General features: G+C 62.8%; 27 protein-coding genes. 15 read left to right on the forward strand and 12 right to left on the reverse strand.

Annotated features, from left to right (window positions below; translation table 11 throughout):
• The first annotated feature begins 25 nt into the window (after window positions 1–25).
• The 4 genes from NKH42_RS22285 (at window position 26) to NKH42_RS22300 (ending at window position 4,521) form a co-directional block, all read left to right on the forward strand.
• Entirely contained in the window at window positions 26–2,767 is a 2,742-nt protein-coding gene (locus NKH42_RS22285; protein ID WP_352754589.1) for a DUF4118 domain-containing protein, read from the forward strand.
• A complete protein-coding gene (locus NKH42_RS22290) occupies window positions 2,764–3,456 on the forward strand; it encodes a response regulator transcription factor (RefSeq protein WP_352506583.1) in 693 nt (230 codons plus the stop codon). Before NKH42_RS22285 ends, NKH42_RS22290 begins: the two co-directional genes overlap by 4 nt.
• A gap of 160 nt (window positions 3,457–3,616) precedes the next feature.
• Window positions 3,617–3,883 (forward strand): hypothetical protein, encoded by a 267-nt coding sequence (locus tag NKH42_RS22295; protein WP_352687974.1) that lies wholly within the window; start codon window positions 3,617–3,619, stop codon window positions 3,881–3,883.
• 128 nt (window positions 3,884–4,011) lie between these two features.
• Window positions 4,012–4,521 (forward strand): NUDIX hydrolase, encoded by a 510-nt coding sequence (locus NKH42_RS22300; protein ID WP_352506585.1) that lies wholly within the window; start codon window positions 4,012–4,014, stop codon window positions 4,519–4,521.
• A gap of 74 nt (window positions 4,522–4,595) precedes the next feature.
• Here the strand turns inward: NKH42_RS22300 and NKH42_RS22305 are convergent, their stop codons facing one another.
• From NKH42_RS22305 to NKH42_RS22330, 6 genes are all read right to left on the reverse strand, one after another.
• On the reverse strand, window positions 4,596–5,444 hold the full coding sequence (locus tag NKH42_RS22305) for a citryl-CoA lyase (protein WP_352506586.1): 849 nt from the start codon (window positions 5,442–5,444) through the stop codon (window positions 4,596–4,598).
• Window positions 5,441–6,625, reverse strand: a complete 1,185-nt coding sequence (locus tag NKH42_RS22310) for a CaiB/BaiF CoA transferase family protein (protein ID WP_352506587.1) — start codon at window positions 6,623–6,625, stop codon at window positions 5,441–5,443. The genes NKH42_RS22305 and NKH42_RS22310 overlap by 4 nt, the downstream gene beginning before the upstream one ends.
• Before the next feature lie 15 nt (window positions 6,626–6,640).
• Window positions 6,641–8,164 (reverse strand): tripartite tricarboxylate transporter permease, encoded by a 1,524-nt coding sequence (locus NKH42_RS22315; protein ID WP_254816834.1) that lies wholly within the window; start codon window positions 8,162–8,164, stop codon window positions 6,641–6,643.
• A 4-nt stretch (window positions 8,165–8,168) separates the two neighbouring features.
• Complete coding sequence (locus tag NKH42_RS22320) at window positions 8,169–8,702, reverse strand: tripartite tricarboxylate transporter TctB family protein (protein WP_352687971.1); 534 nt, start codon at window positions 8,700–8,702, stop codon at window positions 8,169–8,171.
• A 158-nt stretch (window positions 8,703–8,860) separates the two neighbouring features.
• Window positions 8,861–9,838, reverse strand: coding sequence for a Bug family tripartite tricarboxylate transporter substrate binding protein (locus NKH42_RS22325; protein ID WP_352506589.1), 978 nt, complete (start codon window positions 9,836–9,838; stop codon window positions 8,861–8,863).
• Between the two features lie 205 nt (window positions 9,839–10,043).
• Window positions 10,044–10,583: a GNAT family N-acetyltransferase gene (locus NKH42_RS22330; protein WP_352687969.1), complete on the reverse strand. Its 540-nt coding sequence runs from the start codon at window positions 10,581–10,583 to the stop codon at window positions 10,044–10,046.
• 225 nt (window positions 10,584–10,808) lie between these two features.
• On the opposite strand from NKH42_RS22330, the gene NKH42_RS22335 reads away from it, so the two are divergent.
• From NKH42_RS22335 to NKH42_RS22350, 4 genes are all read left to right on the forward strand, one after another.
• Window positions 10,809–11,264 carry a DUF2214 family protein gene (locus NKH42_RS22335; RefSeq protein WP_352687967.1) on the forward strand — a complete coding sequence of 152 codons (456 nt, stop codon included), beginning with the start codon at window positions 10,809–10,811 and terminating at the stop codon, window positions 11,262–11,264.
• A gap of 181 nt (window positions 11,265–11,445) precedes the next feature.
• Window positions 11,446–12,423: a tripartite tricarboxylate transporter substrate-binding protein gene (locus NKH42_RS22340; protein WP_352687965.1), complete on the forward strand. Its 978-nt coding sequence runs from the start codon at window positions 11,446–11,448 to the stop codon at window positions 12,421–12,423.
• An 80-nt stretch (window positions 12,424–12,503) separates the two neighbouring features.
• On the forward strand, window positions 12,504–12,971 hold the full coding sequence (locus NKH42_RS22345; RefSeq protein ID WP_352476416.1) for a tripartite tricarboxylate transporter TctB family protein: 468 nt from the start codon (window positions 12,504–12,506) through the stop codon (window positions 12,969–12,971).
• A gap of 9 nt (window positions 12,972–12,980) precedes the next feature.
• Entirely contained in the window at window positions 12,981–14,492 is a 1,512-nt protein-coding gene (locus tag NKH42_RS22350; protein WP_352506593.1) for a tripartite tricarboxylate transporter permease, read from the forward strand.
• A 38-nt stretch (window positions 14,493–14,530) separates the two neighbouring features.
• Here the strand turns inward: NKH42_RS22350 and nth are convergent, their stop codons facing one another.
• On the reverse strand, window positions 14,531–15,361 hold the full coding sequence (gene nth / locus NKH42_RS22355) for an endonuclease III (RefSeq protein ID WP_352506594.1): 831 nt from the start codon (window positions 15,359–15,361) through the stop codon (window positions 14,531–14,533).
• Window positions 15,362–15,383: 22 nt separating this feature from the next.
• Between nth and NKH42_RS22360 the strand changes: the two genes are divergently transcribed.
• On the forward strand, window positions 15,384–15,878 hold the full coding sequence (locus NKH42_RS22360) for a DUF2244 domain-containing protein (RefSeq protein WP_352506595.1): 495 nt from the start codon (window positions 15,384–15,386) through the stop codon (window positions 15,876–15,878).
• 9 nt (window positions 15,879–15,887) lie between these two features.
• On the opposite strand, the gene NKH42_RS22365 is transcribed toward NKH42_RS22360, so the two are convergent.
• Window positions 15,888–16,691 (reverse strand): class I SAM-dependent methyltransferase, encoded by an 804-nt coding sequence (locus NKH42_RS22365; protein ID WP_352687963.1) that lies wholly within the window; start codon window positions 16,689–16,691, stop codon window positions 15,888–15,890.
• A 114-nt stretch (window positions 16,692–16,805) separates the two neighbouring features.
• Between NKH42_RS22365 and NKH42_RS22370 the strand changes: the two genes are divergently transcribed.
• The 4 genes from NKH42_RS22370 to NKH42_RS22385 all read left to right on the forward strand — a co-directional run bounded on the left by NKH42_RS22370 (window position 16,806) and on the right by NKH42_RS22385 (window position 20,895).
• The gene (locus NKH42_RS22370) at window positions 16,806–17,699 is read left to right on the forward strand and encodes a methylated-DNA--[protein]-cysteine S-methyltransferase (protein ID WP_352687961.1); all 894 of its coding nucleotides are present in this window, start codon (window positions 16,806–16,808) and stop codon (window positions 17,697–17,699) included.
• Between the two features lie 102 nt (window positions 17,700–17,801).
• Window positions 17,802–18,710: a ribokinase gene (locus tag NKH42_RS22375; protein WP_352687959.1), complete on the forward strand. Its 909-nt coding sequence runs from the start codon at window positions 17,802–17,804 to the stop codon at window positions 18,708–18,710.
• A gap of 6 nt (window positions 18,711–18,716) precedes the next feature.
• The gene (locus NKH42_RS22380) at window positions 18,717–20,177 is read left to right on the forward strand and encodes an amidase (protein ID WP_352687957.1); all 1,461 of its coding nucleotides are present in this window, start codon (window positions 18,717–18,719) and stop codon (window positions 20,175–20,177) included.
• 103 nt (window positions 20,178–20,280) lie between these two features.
• Window positions 20,281–20,895 carry a LysE family translocator gene (locus NKH42_RS22385; protein ID WP_352476410.1) on the forward strand — a complete coding sequence of 205 codons (615 nt, stop codon included), beginning with the start codon at window positions 20,281–20,283 and terminating at the stop codon, window positions 20,893–20,895.
• A gap of 125 nt (window positions 20,896–21,020) precedes the next feature.
• Here the strand turns inward: NKH42_RS22385 and NKH42_RS22390 are convergent, their stop codons facing one another.
• The gene (locus NKH42_RS22390; protein WP_352687955.1) at window positions 21,021–21,962 is read right to left on the reverse strand and encodes a nucleoside hydrolase; all 942 of its coding nucleotides are present in this window, start codon (window positions 21,960–21,962) and stop codon (window positions 21,021–21,023) included.
• A 144-nt stretch (window positions 21,963–22,106) separates the two neighbouring features.
• Here NKH42_RS22390 and NKH42_RS22395 point away from each other — a divergent pair, with 144 nt between their 5' ends.
• Complete coding sequence (locus tag NKH42_RS22395) at window positions 22,107–22,532, forward strand: Hsp20 family protein (protein ID WP_023675270.1); 426 nt, start codon at window positions 22,107–22,109, stop codon at window positions 22,530–22,532.
• Window positions 22,533–22,595: 63 nt separating this feature from the next.
• Window positions 22,596–22,853 carry a BQ00720 family protein gene (locus NKH42_RS22400; RefSeq protein ID WP_023675269.1) on the forward strand — a complete coding sequence of 86 codons (258 nt, stop codon included), beginning with the start codon at window positions 22,596–22,598 and terminating at the stop codon, window positions 22,851–22,853.
• Between the two features lie 111 nt (window positions 22,854–22,964).
• On the opposite strand, the gene ptsN is transcribed toward NKH42_RS22400, so the two are convergent.
• From ptsN to rpoN, 3 genes are all read right to left on the reverse strand, one after another.
• Window positions 22,965–23,429, reverse strand: coding sequence for a PTS IIA-like nitrogen regulatory protein PtsN (gene ptsN / locus NKH42_RS22405; protein ID WP_352687953.1), 465 nt, complete (start codon window positions 23,427–23,429; stop codon window positions 22,965–22,967).
• 59 nt (window positions 23,430–23,488) lie between these two features.
• The gene (gene hpf, locus NKH42_RS22410; RefSeq protein ID WP_352506601.1) at window positions 23,489–24,073 is read right to left on the reverse strand and encodes a ribosome hibernation-promoting factor, HPF/YfiA family; all 585 of its coding nucleotides are present in this window, start codon (window positions 24,071–24,073) and stop codon (window positions 23,489–23,491) included.
• 291 nt (window positions 24,074–24,364) lie between these two features.
• The gene (rpoN, locus tag NKH42_RS22415; RefSeq protein WP_352506602.1) at window positions 24,365–25,891 is read right to left on the reverse strand and encodes an RNA polymerase factor sigma-54; all 1,527 of its coding nucleotides are present in this window, start codon (window positions 25,889–25,891) and stop codon (window positions 24,365–24,367) included.
• Window positions 25,892–26,030: the final 139 nt, after the last annotated feature.

The raw sequence follows: 26,030 nt of genomic DNA on the forward strand, positions 1-26,030 counted from the left end.
CCGGCGCCGTTCATGATTGACGCTTATGCCAGACGACAGCCGCACCGCCGAAACCAGGCCCTCTCCCGACGCGCTGCTCGAGCATGCACAGCGGGAGGAGCGCGGTCGCCTGAGGATATTTCTCGGCGCCGCTCCCGGTGTCGGCAAGACCTACGAGATGCTGATGTCGGGCCGCGCCAGGCTGGCCGACGGGGTCGACGTGGTGATCGGCGTCGTCGAGACGCACGGCCGCAAGGAAACCCAGACGCTGGTCGAAGGCTACGAGGTCGTTCCTCGCCTTGAGATCGATTACAAGGGGCGGATCCTCGAGGAGATGGATCTCGACGCCATCCTCGCCCGGCACCCGGCGCTGGTTCTGGTCGACGAACTTGCCCATACCAACGCGCCGGGCAGCCGTCACCCCAAGCGCTACCTCGACGTCCAGGAAATCCTGACGCACGGCATCGATGTCTACACGACGCTGAATATCCAGCACGTCGAGAGCCTGAACGATGTCGTGACGCAGATCACCCGCGTCAGGGTGCGGGAAACTGTCCCCGACTCCATAATCGACCAGGCCGACGATATCGAGATCATCGACCTGACCCCCGACGATCTGATCAAGCGGCTTGAGGAAGGCAAGGTCTACATCCCCAGCACCGCCCAGCGCGCCATCGAGAACTATTTCTCGCCGGGCAATCTGACGGCGCTCCGCGAATTGGCGCTCCGCCGCACTGCCCAGCGGGTCGACGAGCAGTTGCTGACCCATATGCAGGCCCACGCGATACCCGGGCCGTGGGCGGCGGGGGAAAGGGTTCTCGTCTGCGTCGATGCGCGTCCGGGCGGGGCGGCCCGTGTACGTTATGCGCGAAGGTTGGCCGATCGGCTCCGCGCCCCTTGGACGGCGCTTCATGTCGATACCCCTCGTTCAGCTGCCATGCCTGAGGAGGACAAGGATCGGCTGGCAACGCAGCTGCGCCTTGCCGAGCAGCTCGGTGCCGAGGTGACGACCATTCCGGGTCAGAACGTCGCGCAAGACATCGTTCGGCATGCGACGGCGAACAACTTCACCCATATCGTGATCGGCAGGCCGACCCGATCGCGCTGGCGGGAATTGATCGAAGGCTCGCTCACTTACGATCTCATCCGCAATGCCGGCGACATCAGCGTCCATGTCATTTCGGGAAACGAACGCAACGCCGAGGCGATGTCGAGGACCGTCAAGGCGGCGGACGAGCAGTGGCAGTTCGAGATCTGGCCCTATCTCAGGGCCACGGCCTATGTTGTTGGCTCGCTCGCCTTCGCCGTCCTTCTCGACCAGTTTCTCGACGTCCGCAACCTGGCGGTCATCTTTCTCATTGGGGTCCTGACGTCGGCTGTGACCGGCGGTCTCTGGCCGGCTTTGTATGCCTGCCTCATCAGCGCCATTGCCTTCAACTATTTCTTCCTGGAACCACGCTACACGCTGACGATCGAGGATCCGGAGAGCATCGTTGCGCTGGCTGTCTTCCTGGTTGTTGCGGTCATTGCCAGCAATCTAACAGCGCGCGTGCAGCGTCAGGCGGTCGCTGCGCGCTCGCGGGCACGCGCCACGGAAGATATTTATCTCTTCTCAAAGAAGCTCGCCGGTGCTGGCACGCTCGACGACGTTCTCTGGGCGACTGCCTTCCAGATCGCCTCGATGCTGAAGCTGCGCGTGGTGCTGCTTCTGCCGGAGGACGGCACAATTGCGGTCAAAGCCGGCTACCCACCCGACGACACGCTGGCCGAGGCCGACATTGCAGCAGCCCGCTGGGCCTGGGAGCATAACCGCGCCGCCGGGCGCGGCGCCGACACCCTGCCCGGAGCAAAGCGCCTCTATCTGCCCTTGCGGACCGGACGCACGGCGGTGGGCGTCGTCGGCCTCGACAACGATAAGCAAGGTCCGCTGCTGACACCCGAGCAGCAGCGTCTGCTCGATGCGCTTGCCGACCAGGCGGCGGTCGCCATCGAGCGCATCCAGCTCGTCGCCGACGTTGACCGGGCCAAGCTTGCGGCCGAGGCAGACCGTCTGCGCTCGGCCTTGCTCACCTCCATTTCCCACGATTTGAAAACGCCGCTTGCCGCCATCATGGGCGCGGCCGGAACACTCAGGGACTTCGAGGCCGCGCTTCCCGAGCAGGACCGGACGGAACTGCTGTCGACCGTGCTCGATGAGGCGGAGAGGCTTAACCGCTTTATTGCCAATCTGCTCGATATGACCAAGATCGAATCCGGCACGATGGAGCCGAACTACGCCTTTCACTATCTCGGCGACATTGTCGGCTCAGCTCTGCATCGGGCCCGCAAAATCGTCCGCGAGCATAAGACCGAGATCGACATCCCATCGGATCTGCCGATGTTGCGGGTCGACCCCGTTCTGTTCGAACAGGTGCTGTTCAACCTCCTTGATAATGCTGCAAAATACGCGCCGCCAGGTTCGACGATCCGCCTGCAGGCCTGGGCCGATAACGGCTTCATCATCCTGCAGATCATGGACGAGGGACCAGGCATTCCGCCAGCGGACCTGGAGCGCGTTTTCGACACTTTCTACCGTGTGCGCAAGGGTGACCAGGTGCGTGCCGGCACCGGGCTCGGCCTGTCGATTTGCCGCGGCTTCATCGAAGCGATGGGCGGGACGCTCTCGGCGGCAAACAGGTCCGACCGCTCGGGGGCGGTTTTCACGATCAAGATGCAGCTGGTGCCGGCGGAACTGCCCAATCTCGGCGAACCCGAGGCGGGCCATCAAAATATGGACGATCTGCCATGACGAGCCTGGACGTCAGGATATTGGTGGTCGACGACGAACCGCCGATCCGGAAACTGCTTCGCGTCGGGCTTGGCAGCCAAGGCTATGCGATCAGCGAGGCGCCGAACGCCAGGGCGGCGATTGAACTCATCGAGACGGAAAAGCCAGACCTTGTGCTGCTCGATCTCGGCCTGCCCGACATGAGCGGGCATGAGCTGCTCCGCAAATGGCGGGATGATGGCCTGGACATTCCCGTGGTTATTCTTTCCAGCCGCACTGATGAGGCCGGCATCGTCTCGGCCCTCGAACTCGGCGCCGACGATTATGTAACCAAGCCATTCGGTATGAACGAGCTTGTCGCACGCATCCGCGTCGCGCTTCGCCACAAGTTCCAGCAGCAGGGTGAGAGACCGGTGTTCCAGACCGGCGACCTCTCCGTCGATCTGGTGAAGCGCATCGTCAAGGTCGAGGACAAGGAGATAAAGCTCTCGCCGAAGGAATACGACATCCTCCGCATCCTCGTACAACATGCCGGCAAGGTTCTCACCCACCAATTCCTGCTGAAGCAGGTCTGGGGCGATTCCACCGACGTTCAATATCTCAGAGTCTACGTCCGGCAGATCAGGCAAAAGATCGAAAAAACGCCCGACCAGCCCCGCTATATCACCACCGAGACCGGCGTCGGATACCGGCTGCGCGAAGTCGATTGACGCGACGAGCATCCGAAGCCGAAATGCCTCTTCCAATCCGCTTCAAGTCAGCGGCGGCCATGGTGTCGCCGGACAAAAGCCCTATATTAAGGAAAGATCGGTTTTGTGCGGGAATGAATGGATGTCACGGCTTCGTCTATTGACGTTTTTAGGGTCGGCAATGCTGACTTCGGCGATGCTGTCGGGCGTAAATCCTGCTGCATCGGCACAGGTCGTCAGTCCCGCCGACCGCAACGTGTTGATCCAGCAGGACCAGTTGCAGATGTTGGAGAACAGGCTGCGGCGGCAGCAATACCAGCAGCAGCAACAGCAGTACCGTGCCCAGGATCGCCAAATCCCAACACCGGAGCGGCAGGAGGTGCCGCAGATGAGGCCAACTTGCCAGTTGCTGCCGTCGGGGAGCGGCTTTGTCAGCACCTGCCGCTGACGACCGGCCCTTTCATTTATTTAGCCGACTTATATATTGTGAAACCGCTCCGCTTGCGGCCCATTGAAAGCGGCCGACTTTGCAACGCTGCCCTTGCCGTTTGGGCACCGCCTCGACTGGATTATCGAATGGCAGCCAGCAAGAAGAAGGTCGTACGCAAGGCAAGGAAGGGCGACCGGATTCGCCAGGTCGCGGCGATTCCGTTTCGGCTGAACGAGCATGGCGACGTCGAGGTGATGCTGGTCACATCGCGAACGACGAGGCGCTTCATCGTACCGAAGGGCTGGCCGATGAAGGGCAAGAGCGGCCGCAAGGCGGCCACCATCGAAGCACAGGAAGAAGCCGGCGTTCTCGGCAAGACACTGAAACAGCCGGCCGGCACCTATTGCTACTGGAAGCGGCTGGCGAACCGCTTCGTCCGTGTCGACGTCGTCGTCTATTTGCTGGAGGTAACCGAGGAACTTGCCGACTGGGAAGAATCCAAGACGCGTCAGCGTGCGTGGCTGGCGCCGGCCGACGCGGCGGTGCTCATCGACGAGCCGGATCTCTCGACGCTGGTGAGGAACGTCAGGATTCCCGAGCTGGAGTATAGTTCCAAAAAAAAGAATCCGGCTTTCGGAAAAGATCACGCTCAGTAAAGGATCGAGGCTATCACGACTGGATCGGGATGGAATTGGCCACAGCGCCTGCCGCCGTCACTTGAACCGAAATCTCACTTGCCGCCGTCGCCCTCGGGCAAAGATCGCACCGGCATGCCGGTATAGGCCCACAGCCATTCGCGCGGCAGCGGCCCCTTGTTGCGGTCGCTTTCCTGCGACTGTTCCCACGCATGTGCGAGGATGCCGACCGAGCGTGACAGCACGAAAAGGCCGCGCGTCAGCGGCGGCGGGAAGCCGAGCTCGCCGTAGATGACGGCCGTGGCGCCGTCGATATTGAGCGGGATTTTTTTGCCCTTGCGCCGCGCCACCTCGGCCTCGATCGCCTCGGCGATGTCGGCGAAGCGCCCGCTGACGATGCCGCGCGCGGCAAAGTCGCGGGTTAACTCGATGAGGCGGGGCGCCCGCGGGTCGACCGGATGGAAACGATGGCCGAGCCCGGGCACATAGCCGTTTTCCCCGGCAAGGAAACGATCGAGCCGCGCCGACACGGCGTCCGCAAGCGGCATGCCGGCGTCCAGTTCGGCAGCGATGTCTCCGTAGAAGGAAAGCGCCTGTTCGCCGGCGCCGCCATGCACATCGCCAAGCACGTTGACGGCTGATGCCATGGCGCTGTTGATGCCGACGCCGCAGGTGATCGCCATGCGGGCGATGGCGATCGACGGCGCCTGCGGCCCATGGTCGACGGCAGCACCCAGCGCGATGCCAAGCAGCGCCGCCTGCTCCTCGCTTGGCAGTTCGCCGCGCAGCATCAGCCAGATCATTGCCGGAAAGCTGACGCGGCCGATCAGATCCTGGATTTCATAGCCGCGCAGGCGGATGACGCCGGGGCGCATCTCGATGATGCCGGTCTGCCACCATTCCTCGCCGCGTGCGCGACCAGTCTTGTTTTGCGTTCCGCTCATGCCTTCGCTCTTTTCCTGGCACGCGGCGGCAGGCCGGCAAAAACCTCGCCCATATGCTCGCCGAGCGCCGGCGGCGGCCTGCTCGGCAAAGGTGCCTCGCCATCGACCATGAAGCCGCAGCGCACCACGGTCAGCGGCTGGTCCATCCCGGACACAGCCGGGAACCGCGCCGTCATGCCGCGCTCGATCACCTGTCGCTCCTGCAGTATCTGCGGGATTGTCAGCACCCGGCCTGCCGGCACGCCGGCGCGATTGAACGTCTCCTCCCAGGCGGCGGCCGAGCCGCTCGTCAAGGCATCCTCGATCAGCGCTTTCAATGCAATGCGGTTCTGCTTGCGCGTTTCTCGCTCGGCAAAGCGGACATCCGACGCCAACTCCGGCCGACCGATCAACCGGCACAGTGTGACGAACTGCTCCTGCTTGTTGGCTGCGATGTTGAGCAAGCCGTCGCCGGTGCGAAACGCGCCAGACGGTGCGGCCGTCATATTTTCATTGCCCATCGGCTGCGGCTCGACGTCCGCCGTCAGATAGTTCGACACCGGCCAGCCGAGCGCAGAAAGCGTGCATTCGAGCATCGAGACGTCGAGGAACGCGCCCTCGCCTGTCGTCTTCTGCTTGACCAGCGCGGCGGTAATGGCGAACGCCCCGACCAGCCCGCCAAGCGTATCGGCGACCGGATAGCCAACACGCAGCGGCGCCGTTTCCGGTGTACCGGTGATGCTCATAATCCCGGAAAGACCCTGGATGATCTGGTCGTAGGCTGGATTGTCGCGCATCGGCCCGGTCTGGCCGAAGCCCGATATCGCACAATAGACAAGGCTTGGCCGGACCTCTTTCAGCCTGGCATGGCCAAGCCCCAGCCGGTCCATTACGCCGGGGCGGAAATTCTCGACCAGCGCGTCGGCCGAAGCGACCAGATCGAGGAAGCGTTCGCGGTCGGCCTCCTGCTTGAGATCGAGCGCCACCGAGCGTTTGCCGGCATTCTGCGCCAGGAACGAAGCGCCCATGCCCGCCCGGTTGAGCTCCGGAGAGGCGCCGAGCTGGCGCGCCAGATCGCCGCCTTGCGGCGTCTCAACCTTGATGACGTCGGCCCCGAGCAATGCCAGCTGGTAGGCGCAATAGGGGCCGGCCAACACATTGGTCAGGTCAAGGATGCGGATGCCGGAAAGCAGGTCTGTCATGACGTCACGAACAGCTCAGGCATCGCCCGGCACGTGCTCCGGTCCCCGCATGCGTCTGTGCTCGATGTAGGCCCAGATATGCGGTCCAACCAGCCCGATGAAGGCCAGCGTCAGCAACGTCAGCGACAGCGGATGCTTGTAGAACACCGTCCAATCGCCGTTCGAGATGGTCATCGCGCGGCGGAACTGCGTTTCGGCAAGCGGCCCGAGAATCATGCCGATGATAACCGGCGCGGTCGGAAAATCGAAACGCCGCATCAGGAAACCGGCGGCACCGAGCAGATAGAGGATGACGAGGTCGATCGGCGATTGCGAGATGCCGTAGGTGCCGACTGTTGCGAACACCAGGATGCCGGCATACAGCTGCGGCGCCGGGATCTTCAGCAATCGCACCCAAAGCCCGATTAGCGGCAGGTTAAGGACGACGAGGATGACGTTGGCGATGAACAGGCTGGCGATCAGCCCCCACACTAGGTCGGCCTGCGTCGTCAGCAGCAGCGGCCCCGGATTGATACCGTAGCTCTGGAATGCCGACAGCATGATTGCGGCCGTCGCCGAGGTCGGCAGGCCGAGCGTCAGCATCGGCACCAGCACGCCGGCCGCGGATGCATTGTTGGCTGCTTCCGGTCCGGCAACGCCCTCGATGGCACCGACGGTGCCGAACTCGTCCTTGTGTCTGGAGAGTTTCTTCTCGATGGCATAGGAGAGGAAGGTCGGGATTTCGGCACCGCCGGCCGGCATGGCGCCGATCGGGAAGCCGATCAGGGAGCCGCGCAGCCATGGCCTCCACGAGCGCGACCATTCGGCCGCGGTCATGTAGAGCGACCCTTTCAACGGCACGATGTCGTCCTTGCCGGCATAGCGGCGCGAGGCCATGTAAAGCGTCTCGCCAACGGCGAACAGGCCAACGGCGACGACGATGACGTCGACGCCATCCAGCAATTCGCTCATGCCGAAGGTGAAGCGCGGCTGCCCCGTCTGCAGGTCGACGCCTATCATGCCGACGACGAAGCCGGCGAACAGGCTGGTCAGGCCGCGTACCGACGACGAGCCGAGCACCGCCGAAACCGTGATGAAGGCCAGCACCATCAGCGAGAAATATTCGGCCGGGCCGAAGGCCAGCGCAAATTTGACGACGATCGGCGCCAGAAAGGCAACGCCGATCGTGCCCAGCGTGCCGGCGACGAAGGAACCAATCGCCGAGGTCGCCAGGGCCGCACCGCCACGGCCGGAGCGGGCCATCCTGTTGCCCTCGAGCGCGGTGACGATGGTGGCGCTTTCGCCAGGCGTGTTGAGCAGGATCGATGTCGTCGAGCCGCCATACATGGCGCCGTAATAGATACCGGCAAACAGGATGAAGGACGCCTCCGGCGCCACTTGATAGGTGATCGGCAACAGCAGCGCTATGGTCAGTGCCGGTCCGAGGCCGGGCAGCACGCCGATCGCAGTCCCAAGCGTGGTGCCGACCAGGCACCATATGAGATTGATCGGCGAGAAGGCGACCGAAAATCCGTGCGCGAGATGGCCGAGCGTTTCCATGGCGTCAGCCCCTCAGCATGGTGACGAGCGAATCGACGATCGCGTTCAGCTGGTTTTCGATGAAGCCGGCGCCGATATTGACGCCGAGCGCCCTGGCAAAGCCGAAATAGGCGGCAAGCGCCAGGATCAGCCCGAGCAGCACGTCACGCAGCGGGCGCCGGCTGCCGAAACCGTGGCAGATGAGAACGAACATGATGACAGATGCCGCGGTAAAGCCGAGCGGCTGGATCAGCACGAGGTTGGCGATCAGTCCGAGGGCGACGATGCCCATCGCCTTCCAGTCGGTCGGCGTCGCCTTTTCGTCCTCCGGCTGCCAGCCGCCCCGCAAGGCGGCAATGATGAGCAGCAGCGACAGGATCACCATGCCGGTCATGGTGATGTAGGGAAAGACGGTCGGACCGACCTTGGAATAGAGCGGCGACACCGGGATTGCCAGCGTCTGCCAGGCAACCGCACTCGCACAGGCGAGGAGCCCGACGCCGATCAGCAGTTCGGGCACTGCAAGGCGCGGCGGCGCCGGCTGGTCGCTGGTGCTCATCATCGTCCTCCCAATGTCGGTCCCTTGGGGCCGGTTCTCCTTGGACCGGTCTCACCCGGCCGATCTTGGCGTAGTTTCACCTCCGGCGCCGCGTATGTCCATGCGGCTAGCGAAAGTCGGCAAGGGTTGGCGCAGGCTGCCACCCCTTGCCGAGAGCATCACGCTAGACCGAGGTCCTTGAGGATCGTCCCGATGCGGGCCGTGTCTTCTGCGACGAATTTCGCATAATCGTCACCGGTAAGCAGGATCTGCGTCCAGTTGCGGTTCTTGCATTCGGTGGCCCAGGCGTCGCTCTTGGCCATGGTCTCGATCAGCTTGATCATTGCTGCCTTGTCGGCGTCCGAGACGCCGGGCGGTGCGAAGACGCCACGCCAGTTGAACAGCTCGACATCGATGCCTGCTTCCTTCATCGTCGGCGCATCGATCCCCTCCTGGCGTTTGTCCGCGGAGATGGCCAGCAGCCGCAGCGCACCCGCCTTGACCTGTTCGGCGAACTCGCCGTAGCCGGAGATGCCGGCCGCGACCTGGTTGCCGAGCAGCGCCGAAAGCGCCTCGCCGCCGCCGGCGAACGGCACATAGGAAAGATTGGTGGCCGGAACACCAACGGTCTTGGCGATGAGGCCGAACAATATATGGTCCGAGCCGCCGGCCGAACCGCCAGCAACCGGAACCTGCGTCGGGTCAGCCTTGAGAGCCGCGACAAAGTCCGCGGCCGTCTTGAACGGCGAGGCGGCCGGCACCACAAGCGCCTCGAACTCACCGGTGAGGCGGGCGATCGGCGTGACCTCGGTAAGGTTGTTGGCCGCCTTGTTGGCGATGATGGCGCCTACCATGACCATGCCGGCCACCATCAGCGCATTGCCCTTGCCCTTCCATTGGTTGACGAATTGCGGCAGGCCGACAGTACCGCCGGCGCCGCCGACATTGGTGATCTGCGACCCGGAAATCAGTTTTTCGCTGCGCAGCACCTGGTCCATGGCGCGCGCCGTCTGGTCCCAGCCGCCGCCCGGCGCCGCCGGCACGAAAATCTGCAGCTGCGGCGCGTCCTGCGCAAAGGCGGGGACAAAATGCGATGCCGTGAGTCCGGCAGCACCTGCTGCCGCGGTGCTCATCAAGAATCGGCGTCTGTTCAGCATGGGATTCCTCCAAATCGCGACACCTCCTCCGGTGCCTGCCAGAAACGTGGCCTGATTTCAGACCCGCTCGATAAAATTCATGCAGAGTTTGCGTCCTCCTGTCAAAGACAGAACACGCCGCATGCGGCACAATCGGACTGTGCGATCTTCAGGCAGGCGAACTTGACGCCGGACGACGTGGCAGGCAGACGCCAGACGGCGCCCGTCAGGGCTGCCGCTCCAGCAGGATGGTCGGCTTGCCTTGGTAGACGGTTCGAAGCACTTCGCCGTAACCACATTTTGCCGCGACGTTCAGCGATCCGGTGTTCTCCGGATCGATGATGCAGACGGTCTTCGCGGCGCCGAACGTCTCGTCGCCCCAGGCAAGCACCCGTGCGACGACTTCGCTGGCCAACCCGTGGCCATGCGCGCCCGAAACCAGAGCCCAGCCGGTCTCCGGAATGCCCTCGATCGACGGCGTCATGTCGCGTTTCAGATCGTGAAAGCCGGCCTCGCCGATGAAGCAGCCGGTCGCCTTATCCTCGATCGCCCAGAAGCCGTAGCCCAGAAGCGACCACAGGCCGGCGTGGCGTAGGAAGCGCATCCAGCTTTCCTCCCGCGTGCGCGGCTTCCCGCCGATAAAGCGGGTGACGACGGGATCGGCCCACATAGCGACATAGGCGTCGAAATCGTCAAGCCGGTGCGGCCGCAGGACCGTGCGCGAGGTCTCAAGCACTGGGGCGACAATTGTATGCGGACTGGCCATGGTCATGTCTCGTTTGTGTTGCCGGTGCCTAATGCAGGTCTTCCAAAAGGGGGACAGCGACACGCACGAGACGGGAAATCCAAATCCGTTGTGAAAAACAAGAGCCAAGGCTGTGTAGATCATCTTCCAGGCTGATGTGAATCCTGCCAGGCGGTGTTAGTTTTTCTCCGGTATTGGTTCAGGCGCGTTGGGTTCGGCGCTGCCGCCCGACAGAGGGAATACAGCATGGACACCACCGACCTTGTGCTTGCCATCTGCCATCATTTGCTGGTGTTTTCGTTGGCAGGCATCATCGGCGCCGAATTCGTCCTGATCCGCAGCGACTTGTCCGCCGCGACGCTGAAGCGGCTCGTCGGCATCGACCGCCACTACGGCATCATTGCCATGCTGATCATCGTCGTTGGCATCGGCCGCGTCGTCTATGGTCTGAAAGGCTGGGAATTCTACGTCTACAATTGGATGTTCTGGGCAAAGATGGCCGCTTTCGCCATTGTCGGCCTGTTGTCGATTATCCCGACCATCCGTTTCCTATCCTGGAACACGCAGGCGAGCATCAGTCCCGGCTACCAGGTTCCTGCGGCGGAGCTGGCGTCCGTTCGCACCTATGTCCGCACCGAGGCATCGATCTTCCTATTGATCCCGGTGTTCGCGGCGGCGATGGCGCGCGGCTACGGCTACTAGAATAGGTTGGAGGAAGGGCATCGCACGGCCCAACCTTGCCACTCATTTGCGCAGAGAAACGTGCGGTTTGCCGTTTGAGCGCGATTGTCATTTGTCGGGTTGCGCTAGTTATTGCTCTATCTACAGTCGGTTTAGAGGAACCCGCGCAGCGGTTGGCAATCATATCCTGGGAGGAAACACGATGCGAAAACTCATCGCCGCGTTGGCTGCCGCTGCGGCCGCCATGCTTTATCCGTCGGCCGCTGGCGCGCAGACCTACCCCGAACGCACCATCACCATTGTCGTGCCGTTTTCGGCCGGTGGCCCGACCGACACCGTCACGCGTCTTGTCGCGGAAGCTATGTCGAAAGACCTCGGCCAGCAGGTCACCGTCGAGAATGTCGGCGGCGCCGGCGGCACGCTCGGCGCCGGCCGCGTCGCAAATGCCGAGCCTGACGGCTACACGCTGCTCCTCCATCACATCGGCATGGCTACCAGTGCTACGCTCTATAGAAAGCTCGCCTACGACACACTGAACGGCTTCGAATATGTCGGCCTCGTCACCGAGGTGCCGATGACCATCGTCGGCCGCAAGGACCTCGAGCCGACCGATCTGAAGGGGCTGGTCGACTATGCCAAGGCCAACAAGGACAGCATCACCGTTGCCAATGCCGGGATCGGTGCCGCCTCGCATCTGTGCGGCATGCTGTTCATGAGCGCCATCGGCACGCCGCTGGTCACCGTACCCTACAAGGGCACTGGCCCGGCCATGACCGATCTTCTCGGCGGCCAGGTCGATATCATGTGCGACCAGACGACCAATACCACCAAGCAGATCCAGGGCGGCACTATCAAGGCCTATGCCGTAACCTCGCCACAACGCCTCGATGTGCTGCCGGACGTGCCGACGACGATAGAAGCCGGCCTTCCCCAGGTGCAGGTCGGCATCTGGCACGGAATCTATGCCCCCAAGGGCACACCGGCCGAGATCACCGAACGCCTTTCGAAATCGCTGCAGGTGGCGCTGAAGGACCAGAATGTCGTCGCCCGATTTGCCGAACTCGGCACCAAGCCGTCGCCGGAGGCCGATGCCACGCCGGCCGCGCTCAAAGCTAAGCTGGAAAGTGAGATCGCGCGCTGGAAGCCGATCATCGAAGCGGCCGGCCAGTACGCCGACTAAAGGTTCTAACGGGGCGCCATCAGCGCCCCGTTTTTTTACACCGGCATCGGCACGCCCATGAGGCGAGCCGGGAGGACGCAATGAAACCTTTCGCAATCGACAGGACCAACGGCATATGCGCCGCGCTGTTGGTCTTTATTGGCGCCTTTTTCGCGCTGCAGTCGCTGGGCCTCGAAATCGGCACCGCCTTTCGCATGGGGCCGGGCTATTTCCCGCTGGTGCTGGCGATCGTGCTGATCCTGCTTGGCGCCGCCATCCTTGTCCAAGCGGTGCGTTTCGAGAGCGAGCCGATCGGTTACATCGCGTGGCGCGGCATGCTGTTTATCCTGCCTGCTCCGATCTTCTTCGGCCTGACGGTGCGCGGCCTCGGCTTCATCCCGTCGATCTTCCTGACGGCGCTGATCGCATCGTTCGGTAGCGGCCGCATGAGGCCGCTGACCGCACTCGTGCTGTCGGCCGGCCTGACGCTGTTCGCATTCGTCGTTTTCAGCTACGCCCTCGGCCTGCCGTTCCGGCGTTTCGGCCCGTGGTTGCCCCTATCGTTGTGAGGAGATGAAATGGAACTCCTCAGCAACCTCGCACTCGGCTTTTCGACAGCCACATCTTTGGCAAACCTCGGCTTCTGCCTGATCGGCGTCCTTCTCGGCACGCTGATTGGCGTCCTGCCCGGCATCGGTGCCACCGCAACCATCGCCATGCTGTTGCCGATCACCTTCCAGATTGGCGACCCGGTTTCCTCTCTCATCATGCTCGCCGGTATCTATTACGGCGCGCAGTATGGCGGCTCGACCACCGCCATTCTCATCAACATGCCCGGCGAATCCTCGTCGGCCGTCACCGCAATCGACGGCTATCAGATGGCCAGGAACGGCCGCGCCGGAGCAGCCCTGGCGACCGCGGCGATAGGCTCGTTCTTTGCCGGCACGGTGTCGACCTTCCTCGTCGCCATCTTTGCCCCACCGCTGACGGCGATAGCGCTGAGATTCGGCGCGGCCGAGTATTTTTCGCTGATGATCGTCGGCCTGGTCTCGTCCGTCGCGCTCGCCCACGGCTCGGTCGTCAAGGCGCTGGCTATGGTCGTGCTCGGCCTGCTGCTGGGACTTGTCGGCACCGATATCTACACCGGTACGCCCCGCTTCACACTCGGTATCCGCGAATATGCCGACGGGCTGAATTTCGTCGCGGTGGCGGTCGGCGTCTTCGGCGTCGCCGAGATATTGCGCAACCTCGAAAACGAGCATGAGCGTTCCGTGCTGATCCGAAGTATCTCCGGCCTTATGCCGGGTAAAGAAGATTTTCGCCGCATGGCGGCTCCCATCGTGCGCGGAACGATCATCGGTTCGGCACTCGGTATCCTGCCCGGAGGCGGCGCGATCCTTGCCGCCTTTGCGTCCTACACCGTCGAAAAGCGCGTCTCGAAAAACCCGGGGGAATTCGGCAAGGGCGCCATCGAAGGCGTCGCCGGACCGGAATCGGCCAACAATGCCGGCGCCCAAACCTCCTTCATCCCAATGCTGACGCTCGGTATTCCGGCCAACCCGGTAATGGCGCTGATGATCGGCGCGATGATCATCCAGGGCATCGTGCCCGGCCCCAATGTCGCCATCGAACAGCCCGCGCTGTTTTGGGGGATCATCACCTCGATGTGGATCGGCAATCTGATGTTGATTGTCTTGAACCTGCCGCTGATCGGGCTCTGGGTGAAACTCCTTACCATCCCCTACTACGTGCTCTTCCCGATCATCATGGCGTTCTGCTCGATCGGCGTTTACAGCGTCAACACCAATGTCTACGACCTCTATGCCGTCGCCTTCTTCGGCTTGCTTGGCTACCTCCTGACCAAGCTGCGCTGCGAACCTGCGCCGCTGCTGCTCGGCTTCGTGCTCGGCCCGCTGCTTGAGGAAAACCTGCGCCGCGCCATGATCCTCTCGCGCGGCGACCCAAGCACCTTCGTGATGCGGCCGATCAGCGCCAGCCTGCTCCTCATCGCGCTCGCCGTGCTCGTCATCGTCTTTCTCCCCGCGGTCAAGAAGAAGCGCGAAGAGGTGTTCGTCGAGGAGAGTTCCTGAACATGGATGTCGCCGCATAAAAGGAACTTTAGATTCAGCTAGCGGGCAGTGGTTGCCGCTGCTCGGTCCTGAGCTGCTTCCACTGGCCCGAGCGGCCCGATCTCGACCAGTGGTGCAGGCACGCTGGTCGTCTTTTCCTTGGCCTTGCAGATATCGGCGATGACGCAGGCCGGGCAATCCGGCTTGCGTGCCTTGCAGACATAGCGGCCGTGCAGGATCAGCCAATGATGCGCATGCCGGATATATTCATCCGGAATGATCTTCAGGAAACCTTGCTCTACCTGTTCCGGCGTCTTGCCCGGCGCCAGGCCGAGCCTGTTACCGATGCGGAAGATGTGCGTGTCGACTGCCATCGTGTGCTGGCCGAAGGCGACGTTGAGCACGACATTGGCGGTCTTGCGGCCGACACCCGGCAGCTCGACCAGTTGATCGCGATCCTCAGGCACCTCGCCGCTATGGTCACGGATCAGCGCCTCGGACAGCGCGATGACGTTCTTGGCCTTGTTGCGCCATAGCCCGATGGTGCGGATATGGTCGCCGAGCTTGGCCTCGCCCAGCGCCAGCATCTTTTGCGGCGTGTCGGCAATTTTGAACAGCGCCCGCGTCGCCTTATTGACGCCGGCGTCCGTTGCCTGAGCCGAAAGCACCACTGCCACCAGCAGCGTGAAGGGGTTGATATGTTCGAGTTCGCCTCTCGGCTCCGGCCGCTGAACGGAAAAACGGCGAAAAATCTCATGCACCTCGGCCGGGCTGTAAAGCGCCCGCGATCTCGCCGGCCGCGGACGCGGCTTGGCGTTCGAGTCATCGCGGCGGCCGGGCAGCAGGTCTTTTTTGAGCGCGGAAGAGTTTTTGGGCTTGGGGCTTGTCATTGCCTTCCTATAATATTCCCCAATGAGCGACACAAACGCCTCATTTCAGGCCGACGAGCCATTCTTCCAGGCGCTGCTGACACCGCACCGGTCGCTGGGCAAGACCGGCTTTGCCATCCTGATGGGCGCACTGCTGTTCGGGTGGCTGGTGACCGGAGCGTTTTTTCTGTCGCGCGGCGCCTGGCCGGTGTTCGGCTTCTTCGGCCTCGACGTGATCGGCGTTTATATCGCCTTCCGTGCGAATTATCGCGCCGCCCGGGCTCGCGAGGAGGTGTCGGTGTCGCGCACCAGCCTCGATATCCGCAAGACTGCCCCGTCAGGCAAATCGGAATCACACCGCTTCAATCCGTTCTGGGCACGCTTTTCGATCGCCCGCCACGCCGAGATCGGCATCACCAGAATGGCGGTCGAGGCGCAAGGAAAAACCGTCTCGATCGGCGCCTTTCTCAACCCCGACGACCGCGAGAGTTTTGCCACCGCATTTTCGCGCGCTCTGGCGACCGCCAAGGCGCGCTGAGCCAGCGTTTCAGAACCGATAGCGCAACAGCCTGCCGATCTTGCGCAATGCTGGAATGTATTTCCAAAAGCGAACAAACAGTTTCGCGAGCCAGCGCATGCGAGCGGCATGTTCCGGCTTATAGGCAGGGATGTCCTCGATGAACCGCAGCTTCGGAACGGCTCGCTCCAATTCATGCGGGTTCTCAATGCTCCAATGGACCTCGGCGCCGGTGGCGCGGAAGGAGGAATTGAGGCGAATGATCTTCAGGCCCAGGCGACTATAGGCATCGAAAACCAGTTCGCCGCTCGAAAGATGTCCCACCAAACGAGAAAACAGTTGCTGCCCGTCCTCGGCGGCCAGGTAGGGAGTCAGGCCTTCCGCCACGACTATGGCCGGGCGATCCCGAGGTACTTCGTTCAGCCATCCAGGTTCGGTGAGCGACGAAGCGATCAGGTGGTAGCGATCCCGCACGGGATAGAGCCTGCGCCTGAGGTCGATGACTTCGGGATAGTCGACGTCGAACCAGTCCACGCCGGCTGGCGGGTCGATACGGAATATGCGCGTGTCGAGCCCACACCCCAGATGCAGCAGGATTCGGGCGAGAAAGTCCTGAACGCAGACGTCCAGCGTCTTTGCCCTGATTGCTAGACCGATGCCGAGATTGTTGTCGACCTTGAGCCGTGAGAAATCATAATCGATGTTGCGCACCGCCTCGTCGGCAAAGTAGTCCCTGAGCAGCGAATTGGGCAGCCGGCTCTCCAGCGCCTTGCCGTAAAGTGTCAAAAGCAAAGTCTCCTTTGCCCCGGTCAGGTTTACCTTTTCACCAGCCACGACCGTCCTCCCCATTCAAAGTCAGCTCTATCTGGGTACATGCTGCGGGAAAGCAAGTTTCGGGTGGTGATCGCCGCCGCGAAGGACGATATTCGCACGCAAGGAGATACTGCCATGAACGCCCAAATGCCTCTCAAAACGACAGCAATCCTTCAGAAAGACATCACGCCTGAAGGCGGTGACTACGAAATCGTCCGTCGTGCCATCGAAAAGATCAGCCTCGACTATCGCGACCAGCCTTCGCTGGAAGTGCTGGCCGAGGAGGTCGGCGAAACGCCGACCGGGCTGCAGAAGCTGTTCACCCGCTGGGCCGGCCTGTCGCCCAAGGCTTTTCTGCAGGCCGTTACCCTCGATCACGCGCGCAAGCTGCTCGATGCCGGCATGCCGCTGCTTGAAACCTCGTTCGAGCTCGGCATGTCCGGTCCAGGCCGGCTGCATGATCTGTTCGTCACCCACGAAGCGATGTCGCCGGGCGACTACAAGACCCGCGGCGCCGGGCTCACCATCCGCTACGGCTATCATATCTCACCTTTCGGCATCGCGCTGATCATGGTGACGGACCGCGGCCTCGCCGGCCTCGCCTTCAACGATCCGGGCGGCGAGCGTGCGGCCTTTGCCGACATGTCCAGCCGCTGGCCGAACGCTAGCTATATCGAGGACATGGCTGCAACGGCGCCCTATGCCGCGCGTATTTTCGATCCGACGCTGTGGCGCGCCGACCAGCCGCTCCGCGTCGTCATGATCGGCACCGACTTCCAGGTCCGCGTCTGGGAAGCCTTGCTGCGTATTCCGATGGGCCAGGCCTGCACCTATTCCTCGATCGCCGCGCGCATCGGCGCACCGAGCGCCAGCCGGGCTGTCGGTGCCGCGGTCGGTGCCAATCCGATGTCCTTTGTCGTGCCGTGCCACCGGGCTCTAGGCAAGTCCGGTGCGCTCACCGGCTACCATTGGGGCCTGACCCGCAAACGCGCCATCCTCGGCTGGGAGGCGGGACAGGTCTCTTCGTGAATAGCCAAAGAATGGAACGATAGGAGCGATGTAAGGACCGCTAGGGTGACAAGCAGCGATCTTACGGAGTAGCTTCCCGCATGCGCTAGCGGGAGGCACTTCTTGATCGTCGTCATCGGCTCCATCAATCTCGACCTCATCGCCAGTGTCGACCGCTTGCCCGGTCCCGGCGAGACGGTGCGCGGCTCCGGTTTCGCTACTGCTCCCGGCGGCAAGGGCGCCAACCAGGCGCTGGCCGCCGCCCGCGCCGGGGCCAAGGTGCGCATGGTCGGCGCAGTCGGCAAGGACAGCTTCGCCAGCGAGGCTCTGGCGCTGCTGCGCGACGGCAAGATCGACCTGTCCGGCGTCGGCGAGACCTTTGCCTCTACCGGTACTGCGCTGATCATGGTCGGCGCCGACGGCGAGAACGTGATCGCTGTCGTGCCGGGCGCCAATGATTCGGTCGTGCCGGGTGACCTTTCCAAGGCCTTCCTGAAAAACGGCGACGTCGTGCTGCTGCAACTGGAGATCCCGCTGCAGACCGTCGAGGCAGCACTCGACGCGGCAAGGACGGCCGGCGCGATCACAGTGCTCAACACCGCACCTTTCCACAGCGACGCTGCCGGCTTCCTCGGCAAGGCCGACTATCTCGTCGCCAACGAAACCGAGTTCGACCTCTATGGCGAGGCGCTGTCATTGAGTGGCCGCGACCGCCCGGCGCGGATGCGCGACTATGCCTCGAGAACCGGCCGCACCATCGTCGTCACGCTTGGCCCGGACGGCGTTCTGGCGGCAACGCCGGACGATCTTCTGATGGTTCCGGCGCTGAAGATCACCCCGCTCGACACGGTCGGCGCCGGCGACACGTTCTGCGGCTATTTTGCAGCCGGGCTGGCAGCCGGCCTGCCGCTCGACCAGGCGCTTGCCCGCGCTGCCGCCGCCGGTTCGCTGGCCTGCCTGAAAGCCGGTGCACAGCCGGCCATCCCGCTGGCCAGGGATGTCGATGTCGCCCTGCAGAAATCCGCAGGCTAAAGCGGTATGACAGCCGTGCGCCCGACCACGAAGCATGCGGTACCGCCCGCCGGCGACATCTGCCGCCTGTCTGCCGTGGAGCTTACCGAGAAGATCAGGCACCGGCAGCTTTCGGTGCGCGAAGTGGTCGCGGCATTCCTCGACAGGATCGAGGCGGTGAACCCGCTGGTCAACGCTATCGTTTCATTGCGCGAACATGCCGACATCCTGCGCGAGGCCGACAACGCTGACGCCCATCTGGCGCGAGGAGGAGATACCGGATCGCTGTTCGGCCTGCCGATCGCGATTAAGGATCTTGCGCTGACAAAAGGCCTGAGAACCACCTTCGGCTCGCCGATCTTCGTCGATTTCGTGCCTGAGGAAGACGATTTCTTCGTCGAGCGCGTCCGCAAGGCCGGCGCGATCATCATCGGCAAGACCAACGTTCCCGAATTCGGGCTCGGCTCCAACACCTACAACACCGTGTTCGGACAGACGCTCAACGCATTCGACCCGGCGCTGACCGCCGGCGGCTCGAGCGGCGGTGCGGCGGTCGCGCTGGCGCTCGACATGGTTCCCGTTGCCGATGGCAGCGATTTTGGCGGCTCGCTACGCAATCCCGCTGCCTACAACAATGTCCATGGCTTCCGCCCGTCGCAGGGATTGGTGCCGGCTGGCCCTGACCTTGATGTGTTTCATGCGCAGATGGGCGTCGAAGGGCCTATGGGGCGTAACGTGCGCGACATGGCGCTGCTGCTCGACGTGCAGGCCGGCTATCATCCTCGCGCGCCGCTGTCGCATGATAAGCCAGGCTCGTTTCTCGAAGGGGTGGAAACGCCGGCGGCCGGAGGGCGTATCGCCTGGCTCGGCGATCTCGGCGGCCATCTGCCGGTTGAAGCAGGCATTCTACAGCTTTGCGAGGCAGCACTCGGCCGGTTCGCGGATGTGACCTTCGAGGCCGAGCCGCTGATGCCGGAATTCGACTTCGAAGCGCTGTGGCAGGCCTTTGTAACGCTTCGGCAGGCGAGCAGCGGTTGTGCGCTCAAGGTGCACTACGATGATCCCTTGAAACGCAGTCTGCTGAAGCCGGAGGCCGTGTGGGAGGTGGAACATGCGCTTCGCCTCACCGCGCCGCAAATCCATGCGGCAACTGTGAGGCGCTCGTCCTGGCATCGAATGCTGCTGTCGCTCTTCGAGCGTTTCGACCTGATTGCGCTGCCAGCCGCACAGGTCTTTCCCTTCGACGTCGCCACCCTCTGGCCAAGGGAAGTGGCCGGGCGTGCCATGGACAGCTATCACCGCTGGATGCAGGTCTCAGCGCTCGCCACGCTGGGCGGCTGCCCGGCGATCAATGTGCCGGCGGGCTTCGACTCCAGGGGCAGGCCAATGGGCATGCAATTGATCGGGCGGCCGCGCGGTGACCCCTCCGTGCTGAGGGCGGCTGCCGCCTATGAGGCAACGCTGCCATGGCAGGCCGGCGCCTGCTGAAATCAGCTCCGCATTGTCGGCGCTTCGCCGACTTGCACGCAACTCATCGCCATGCATTGATCGCGACAGCACGCCGCACGAGCGGCATTCTGCGGAGGGAAAAATGTCGCTGGAACTCTACGCCACCTATGTCGTCGCCTGCATCGTCATCGTCCTGGTGCCGGGCCCGACGGTGACGCTGATCATTGCCAACAGCATACGCCACGGCTCGCGCGCCGGGCTCGCCAATGTCGCCGGCACCCAGGCCGGGCTGGCCATCATGATTGCCATTGTCGGCATCGGATTGACTTCGCTGATCGCCGGCATGGGACATTGGTTCGAGTGGGTCAGGCTGATTGGCGCTGCCTACCTGATCTGGATGGGCGTGCAGATGTTCCGCTCGAAAGGCAAGCTGAACGCCGATGGATCGGCAAAAAAACCGCGCGGTGGCTTTTTCCTGCAAGGCCTGCTGGTAGCAATCAGCAATCCAAAGACGCTGGTGTTCTTTGGCGCCTTCTTTCCGCAGTTCATCGCGCCTGAAGGCAATTACGCGTTACAGATCGGCGTCATGGGTCTCACCGCCATGATCTTCGCCGCAGTGTCGGATTCGACCTACGCGCTGGCCGCCGGCCGCGCCGGGCGCCTGCTGTCGGCCGGCCGCGTCAAGCTGCTGTCGCGGATCAGCGGCAGCTTCCTGGTCGGCGGCGGCCTGTGGCTGGCATTTTCCAAGGCGAAGTAACGGCACCTTTCCCTTCTCCCCTTGTGGAGAAGGTGGCCGAGCGAAGCTCGGTTGGATGAGGGGTGTTCCAGCTTGGCAATGACGGCACTCCGCCCAACCCATCAAGGGGGGATGAAAGCCGGCCCTTAAAGCCGCCCCAGCCTTTCCAGCAACAGCTCGAAAAACGCATCGTGGTCGATGTCACGCATCACCATGGCGTTCTTCGGCCGCTTGGTCACGCCCCACCAGTCGATCACGGTCATGCCCATGGTAAGTTCTGATGCGGTTTCCACAGTGACATTGCAGTTGCGGCCCTTGAACAACTTCGGCTTCAACAGGTAGGCGATGACGCAAGGATCGTGTAGCGGGCCGCCGTCGGTGCCGTATTTTTCCTCGTCGAAACGTTCGAAGAATTCCAGCATGTCCGCGGTGGCCGTGCCGACCCGGGTGCCGAGCTTGCGGAAGGCCTTCGTGCGCTTGGCGGTGGTCAGCGCCTTGTGGGTGACGTCCAGCGGCATCATGACGATCGGAATGCCGGATTTGAACACGACATCGGCGGCGTGCGGGTCGACATAGATGTTGAATTCGGCGGTCGGCGTGACATTGCCGCCCTCGAAGAAGCCGCCGCCCATCAGCACGATCTCCTTGATGCGCGGTGCGATCTTGGGCTCGCGGATCAGCGCCAGCGCAACATTGGTGAGCGGCCCGAGCGCGCACAGCGTGATCGTGCCGCTCTCCTCCCTCATCAGCGTCTCGACGATGAAATCGACCGCATACTCGTCCTGCAGCTTCATCTTTGGTTCGGGCAGTTGCGGTCCGTTGAGGCCGGTCTTGCCATGCACTTCCTCGGCGGTGACGAGTTCGCGCGCCAGTGGCCGGATGGCGCCTGCATAGACCTTGACGTCCGTCCGGCCGGCCAGTTCGCAGATCTTGCGGGCGTTTTTTTCGGTAAGTTTCAGCGGCACGTTGCCGGCCACCGCGGTGATGCCGACGATCTCCAGCTCGGCGCTGCCCAGCGCCAGCAATATGGCGACGGCATCGTCCTGGCCGGGGTCAGTGTCGATGATGATCCTGCGGGATTGGGGCATTTCAATTCCTTGTTTTGGCAAGTCTTTTTGGGCGGGACGTGTGACGGCTTGAAGTCTGCCGGGCGGCGGACCATATCAAGACCATCGGGAAAAATGCCATCCGGGTTTTTCCACTTTATGTCGCTCTTGAGAGGACACTGTAACATGAGCCGAATGACGCCTTTTTCCAGCCCGCTTCTCCTCGGTTTCGATTCCATGGAAAAGACGCTGGAGCGCTTGGCAAAGTCCGGTGACAGCTATCCTCCCTACAACATCGAGCGCCTCAGCGGTGCCGACGGCAAAACCGAAAGGCTGCGTATCACGCTCGCCGTCGCCGGTTTCGCGGAAAGCGATCTCGATGTCACAACGGAGGAGAACCAGTTGGTCGTGCGCGGCCGTCAGAACGACGACACCGAGCGCGAATTTCTCCACCGCGGCATCGCCGCGCGCCAGTTCCAGCGCTGTTTCGTGCTGGCCGACGGCATGCGGGTGATTGCGGCGGAATTGAAGAACGGCCTTCTGTCGATCGATCTCGATCGGCCGGAGTCCGAACGGCTGGTACGAAAAATAAACATATCGGTGAAAGACTGATTTTTGCCGATAGCTCTCATGCGGGATGGCCTTGAGCGGCGTCTCGCGGCAAGGAGGCTTGAAATGACCAGAACTAACGAAAATATCATCATGACCAGCGGCGAGTTCGCCCATCTCGGCGAAGGTTCGGTAGCCTATCTCAGGAAAGTGTCGAGCGACGATCTGCGCGGCCGTTTCCCGGGCCTCGGCGAAATCGCGCCGGGTCTGGAACTGTGGGCCCTGTTTGCCGCCAATGGCCAGCCGATCCTGCTTTCGGACGCTCGCGACCGGGCACTGGCTGGCGCGCTGGAAAACGATCTGACCCCGGTCGCTATCCACTAACGTCGTTATCCACTGACAACGGCGCCATCAACTGACACATATGGCGCAGCGATCTGGTTGGAATCGGACAGGGCCGCACAGGGCGGCCCTTCAAGGGATTTAATCAAAACCTCAGGCGGCGTGCGAGGCCTGCGTGTCCGACAGCAGCGCGTGGATGGCCACGGCGTCGCGCGTGCCTCTGATCTTGGCAACCGTGTCGGCATCGCGCAGCACCCGCGCGATGCGCGACAGCGCCTTGAGGTGGTCGGCGCCGGCACCTTCGGGAGCCAAAAGCAGAAACACCAGGTCGACCGGCTGATCATCGAGGGCCTCGAAGTCCACCGGTGTCTCCAGCCGGGCAAAGACGCCGGTGATCCGCTTCACCCCAGCCAGCTTGCCGTGCGGAATGGCGATGCCGTTGCCGACGCCGGTCGAGCCGAGCCGCTCGCGTTGCAGGATGGTGTCGAACACCTCTCGCTCCGGAATGCCGGAAATCGCCGCCGCCCGTTCGGACAGCAATTGCAGCAGCTGCTTTTTGGAGTTCGCCTTCAACGCCGGCATGATTGCCGGAACGCTGACGAGATCGCTCAGATCCATGCTTGAAATCCCTTGTTCGCCTGCCGTCGCCAGTCCCCACGCTCGCGTGCGGCTGGTTTTTACCCCTGCGCGACCTTGGCCGTGGACGGGTCGATCCAGCCGATATTCCCGTCCGGCCGGCGATAGACGATATTGAGATGGTCGTTTCCGGCATTGCGGAAGACCAGGACCGGGCTGTCCTTGGTGTCGAGTTCGATCACCGCTGACGCCACCGACATGGTCCGCAGCGTCATGGTCGATTCGGCGACGATGGCCGGCGCGAAATTCTCCGGTATGTCCTCCTCGTCGTCGGTAAGCGGCGCCATCACCGTATAGGCGACGTCGGTGAGCTCGCCGTTGCTATTGCCTGAATTGTGCGACTTCAGCCGGCGTTTGTAGCGCCTGAGTCGTGTTTCCAGACGGTCTGCCGCGGTATCGAAGGCAAGCGTTGGATCCTGGGCATCGCCGGTCGCCTGCAGCGAAGCACCGGAGTCCAGCCGGATCATGCAATCGGCCGTGTAGCGCGACCCCGATTTGACGACTACGATTTGCCCTGAAAAGCCCCGATCGAAATATTTCCCGATCACTTCCCCGACACGGTCGTTGATGCGCGTACGGAACGCATCGCCGATATCCATGTGTTTTCCCGATATGCGCAGTGTCATCTGAAAACTGACCTTCCTTGCTCAGGCTTCAAACTGTCCCGAGTTTATACTCGTGGTCCGCGCGCACAAGCTTTTGCGGCGTCACTTGCGCCGATTTTAGATCCGAACTTTCCGGTTGATCACAAGCCGCCTTCTTGGCCGTCCCGTGGCCTACGTCGTGACGGACCATCTCTCGTGCGGGCATCGGCGAACTCAAATCCACTCGCTAGCCCGTCTCATGCGGGCGGGCTTCTAGCCACTTCGTTGCCGCTTGTCAATGAACTGCGAAAGCTGTGGAAATTCCGTCGGAGCTCAACGGCCGGCGCTGGCCAAAGCGCGTTTTTCGCGCCGCCGCTGCACCGAAGAGGGTATGTTCATGCCTTCCCGGTATTTGGCCACCGTGCGTCTGGCAATGTCGACGCCGCTTTCCCGCAGCATGTCGACGATGGCATCGTCGGAAAGCACATCGACGGCTTTCTCCTCGTCGATCAGCTGCTTTATGCGGTCGCGCACCGCTTCCGACGAATGCGCATCGCCGCCACCTGACGAAGCGATCGAGGCGGTGAAGAAATAGCGCAGCTCGAACACACCGCGCGGCGTCAGCATGTATTTGTTTGCCGTGACCCGGCTGACCGTTGATTCGTGCATGCCGATGGCGTCCGCCACCGTACGCAGGTTGAGCGGCTTCAGGTGCCGCACGCCGTGGACGAGAAAAGCGTCCTGCTGGCGCACGATCTCAGAGGCCACCTTGAGAATGGTCTTCGCCCGCTGGTCGAGGCTGCGCGTGAGCCAGTTGGCGTTCTGCAGGCATTCGGCGAGGAAATCCTTTTCCGCCTGGTTTTTCGCATGTGGCGTGACCTGGGCGAAATAGATGTGATCGACCAGCACGCGCGGCAGCGTCTCGGCATTGAGCTCGACCGTCCAGCTGCCGTCATTGGCTGCGCGCACCTCGACGTCGGCCACGACTGCGTCGCTGGCACCGCACGAAAATGCCATTCCTGGCCGCGGGTCGAGCGCCCGGATCTCGGCCAGCATGTCGAGCAGATCCTCCTCGTCGACGCCGCAAATCCGCTTCAGCGTCTGGAAATCGCGCCGTGCCAGGAGTTCGAGATTGGCGATCAGCGCCTTCATCGCCGGATCGAGCCGGTCGCGCACGGCAAGCTGCAGCAACAGGCATTCGGCGAGGTCGCGGGCGAAGATGCCGGCGGGCTCGAATGTCTGGCAGACCGCCAGGACCCTTGCCACCGCCGTGGCGTTCGTGCCGAGGCGGGCCGCGATCTCGGCCATGTCGGCACGCATGTAGCCGGCCTCGTCGAGGCCGTCGGCAAGCTCGCTGGCGATCAGGCGGGCCGCCGGATCGGCAAAGGCGAGCGCTACCTGCTCGCCGACATGGTCGCGCAGCGTGATGGCAGCCGCCGCCATGTCCGCGACGTCAAAGCCGTCGGAGGAAGAGGTGGAACCGTTGCCGGACGCCGATTTCCATTGCGCCGTCAGGTCGGGCCCCAGCCGCTCGCTCGTACCAGGATCATCGGGAAACAGGTTTTCCAGCGATGTATCGAGCTTTTCCGAGATCGCCTCGGCGCTCCACGCCGTCTCCGCTTCGAACCAGTCGCCGTCGGCAGCTGGTTCTGGTGCAGCGTCGCCCTTCTGCGCCTGGTCGCTGGCGGCGTCCTCCTGCGGTTCGGCACGTTCCAGCAGTGGATTGCGTTCGATCTCGTCGTCGATGAAGCGTTCCAGCTCGAGATGGGTGAACTGCAGCAGGCGGATTGACTGCATCAGCTGCGGCGTCATCACCAGCGACTGCGACTGTCGTAGCTGTAGTTTTGCCGCCAACGCCATGGTTCGGTTTCAAACGCTCCGTCTACACACCCGCACTGCTGGAAGGAATTTTCCAGGCCAGCATAGAAACTGGCCCGGCTTTTGCTTGTCAAGGCGAGGAGCGGTAAAACTCGCCTGCCGACACGTTTTCAGGCAGAAA

The organism is Mesorhizobium sp. M1142 (assembly GCF_040318565.1).
GTDB lineage: Bacteria > Pseudomonadota > Alphaproteobacteria > Rhizobiales > Rhizobiaceae > Mesorhizobium.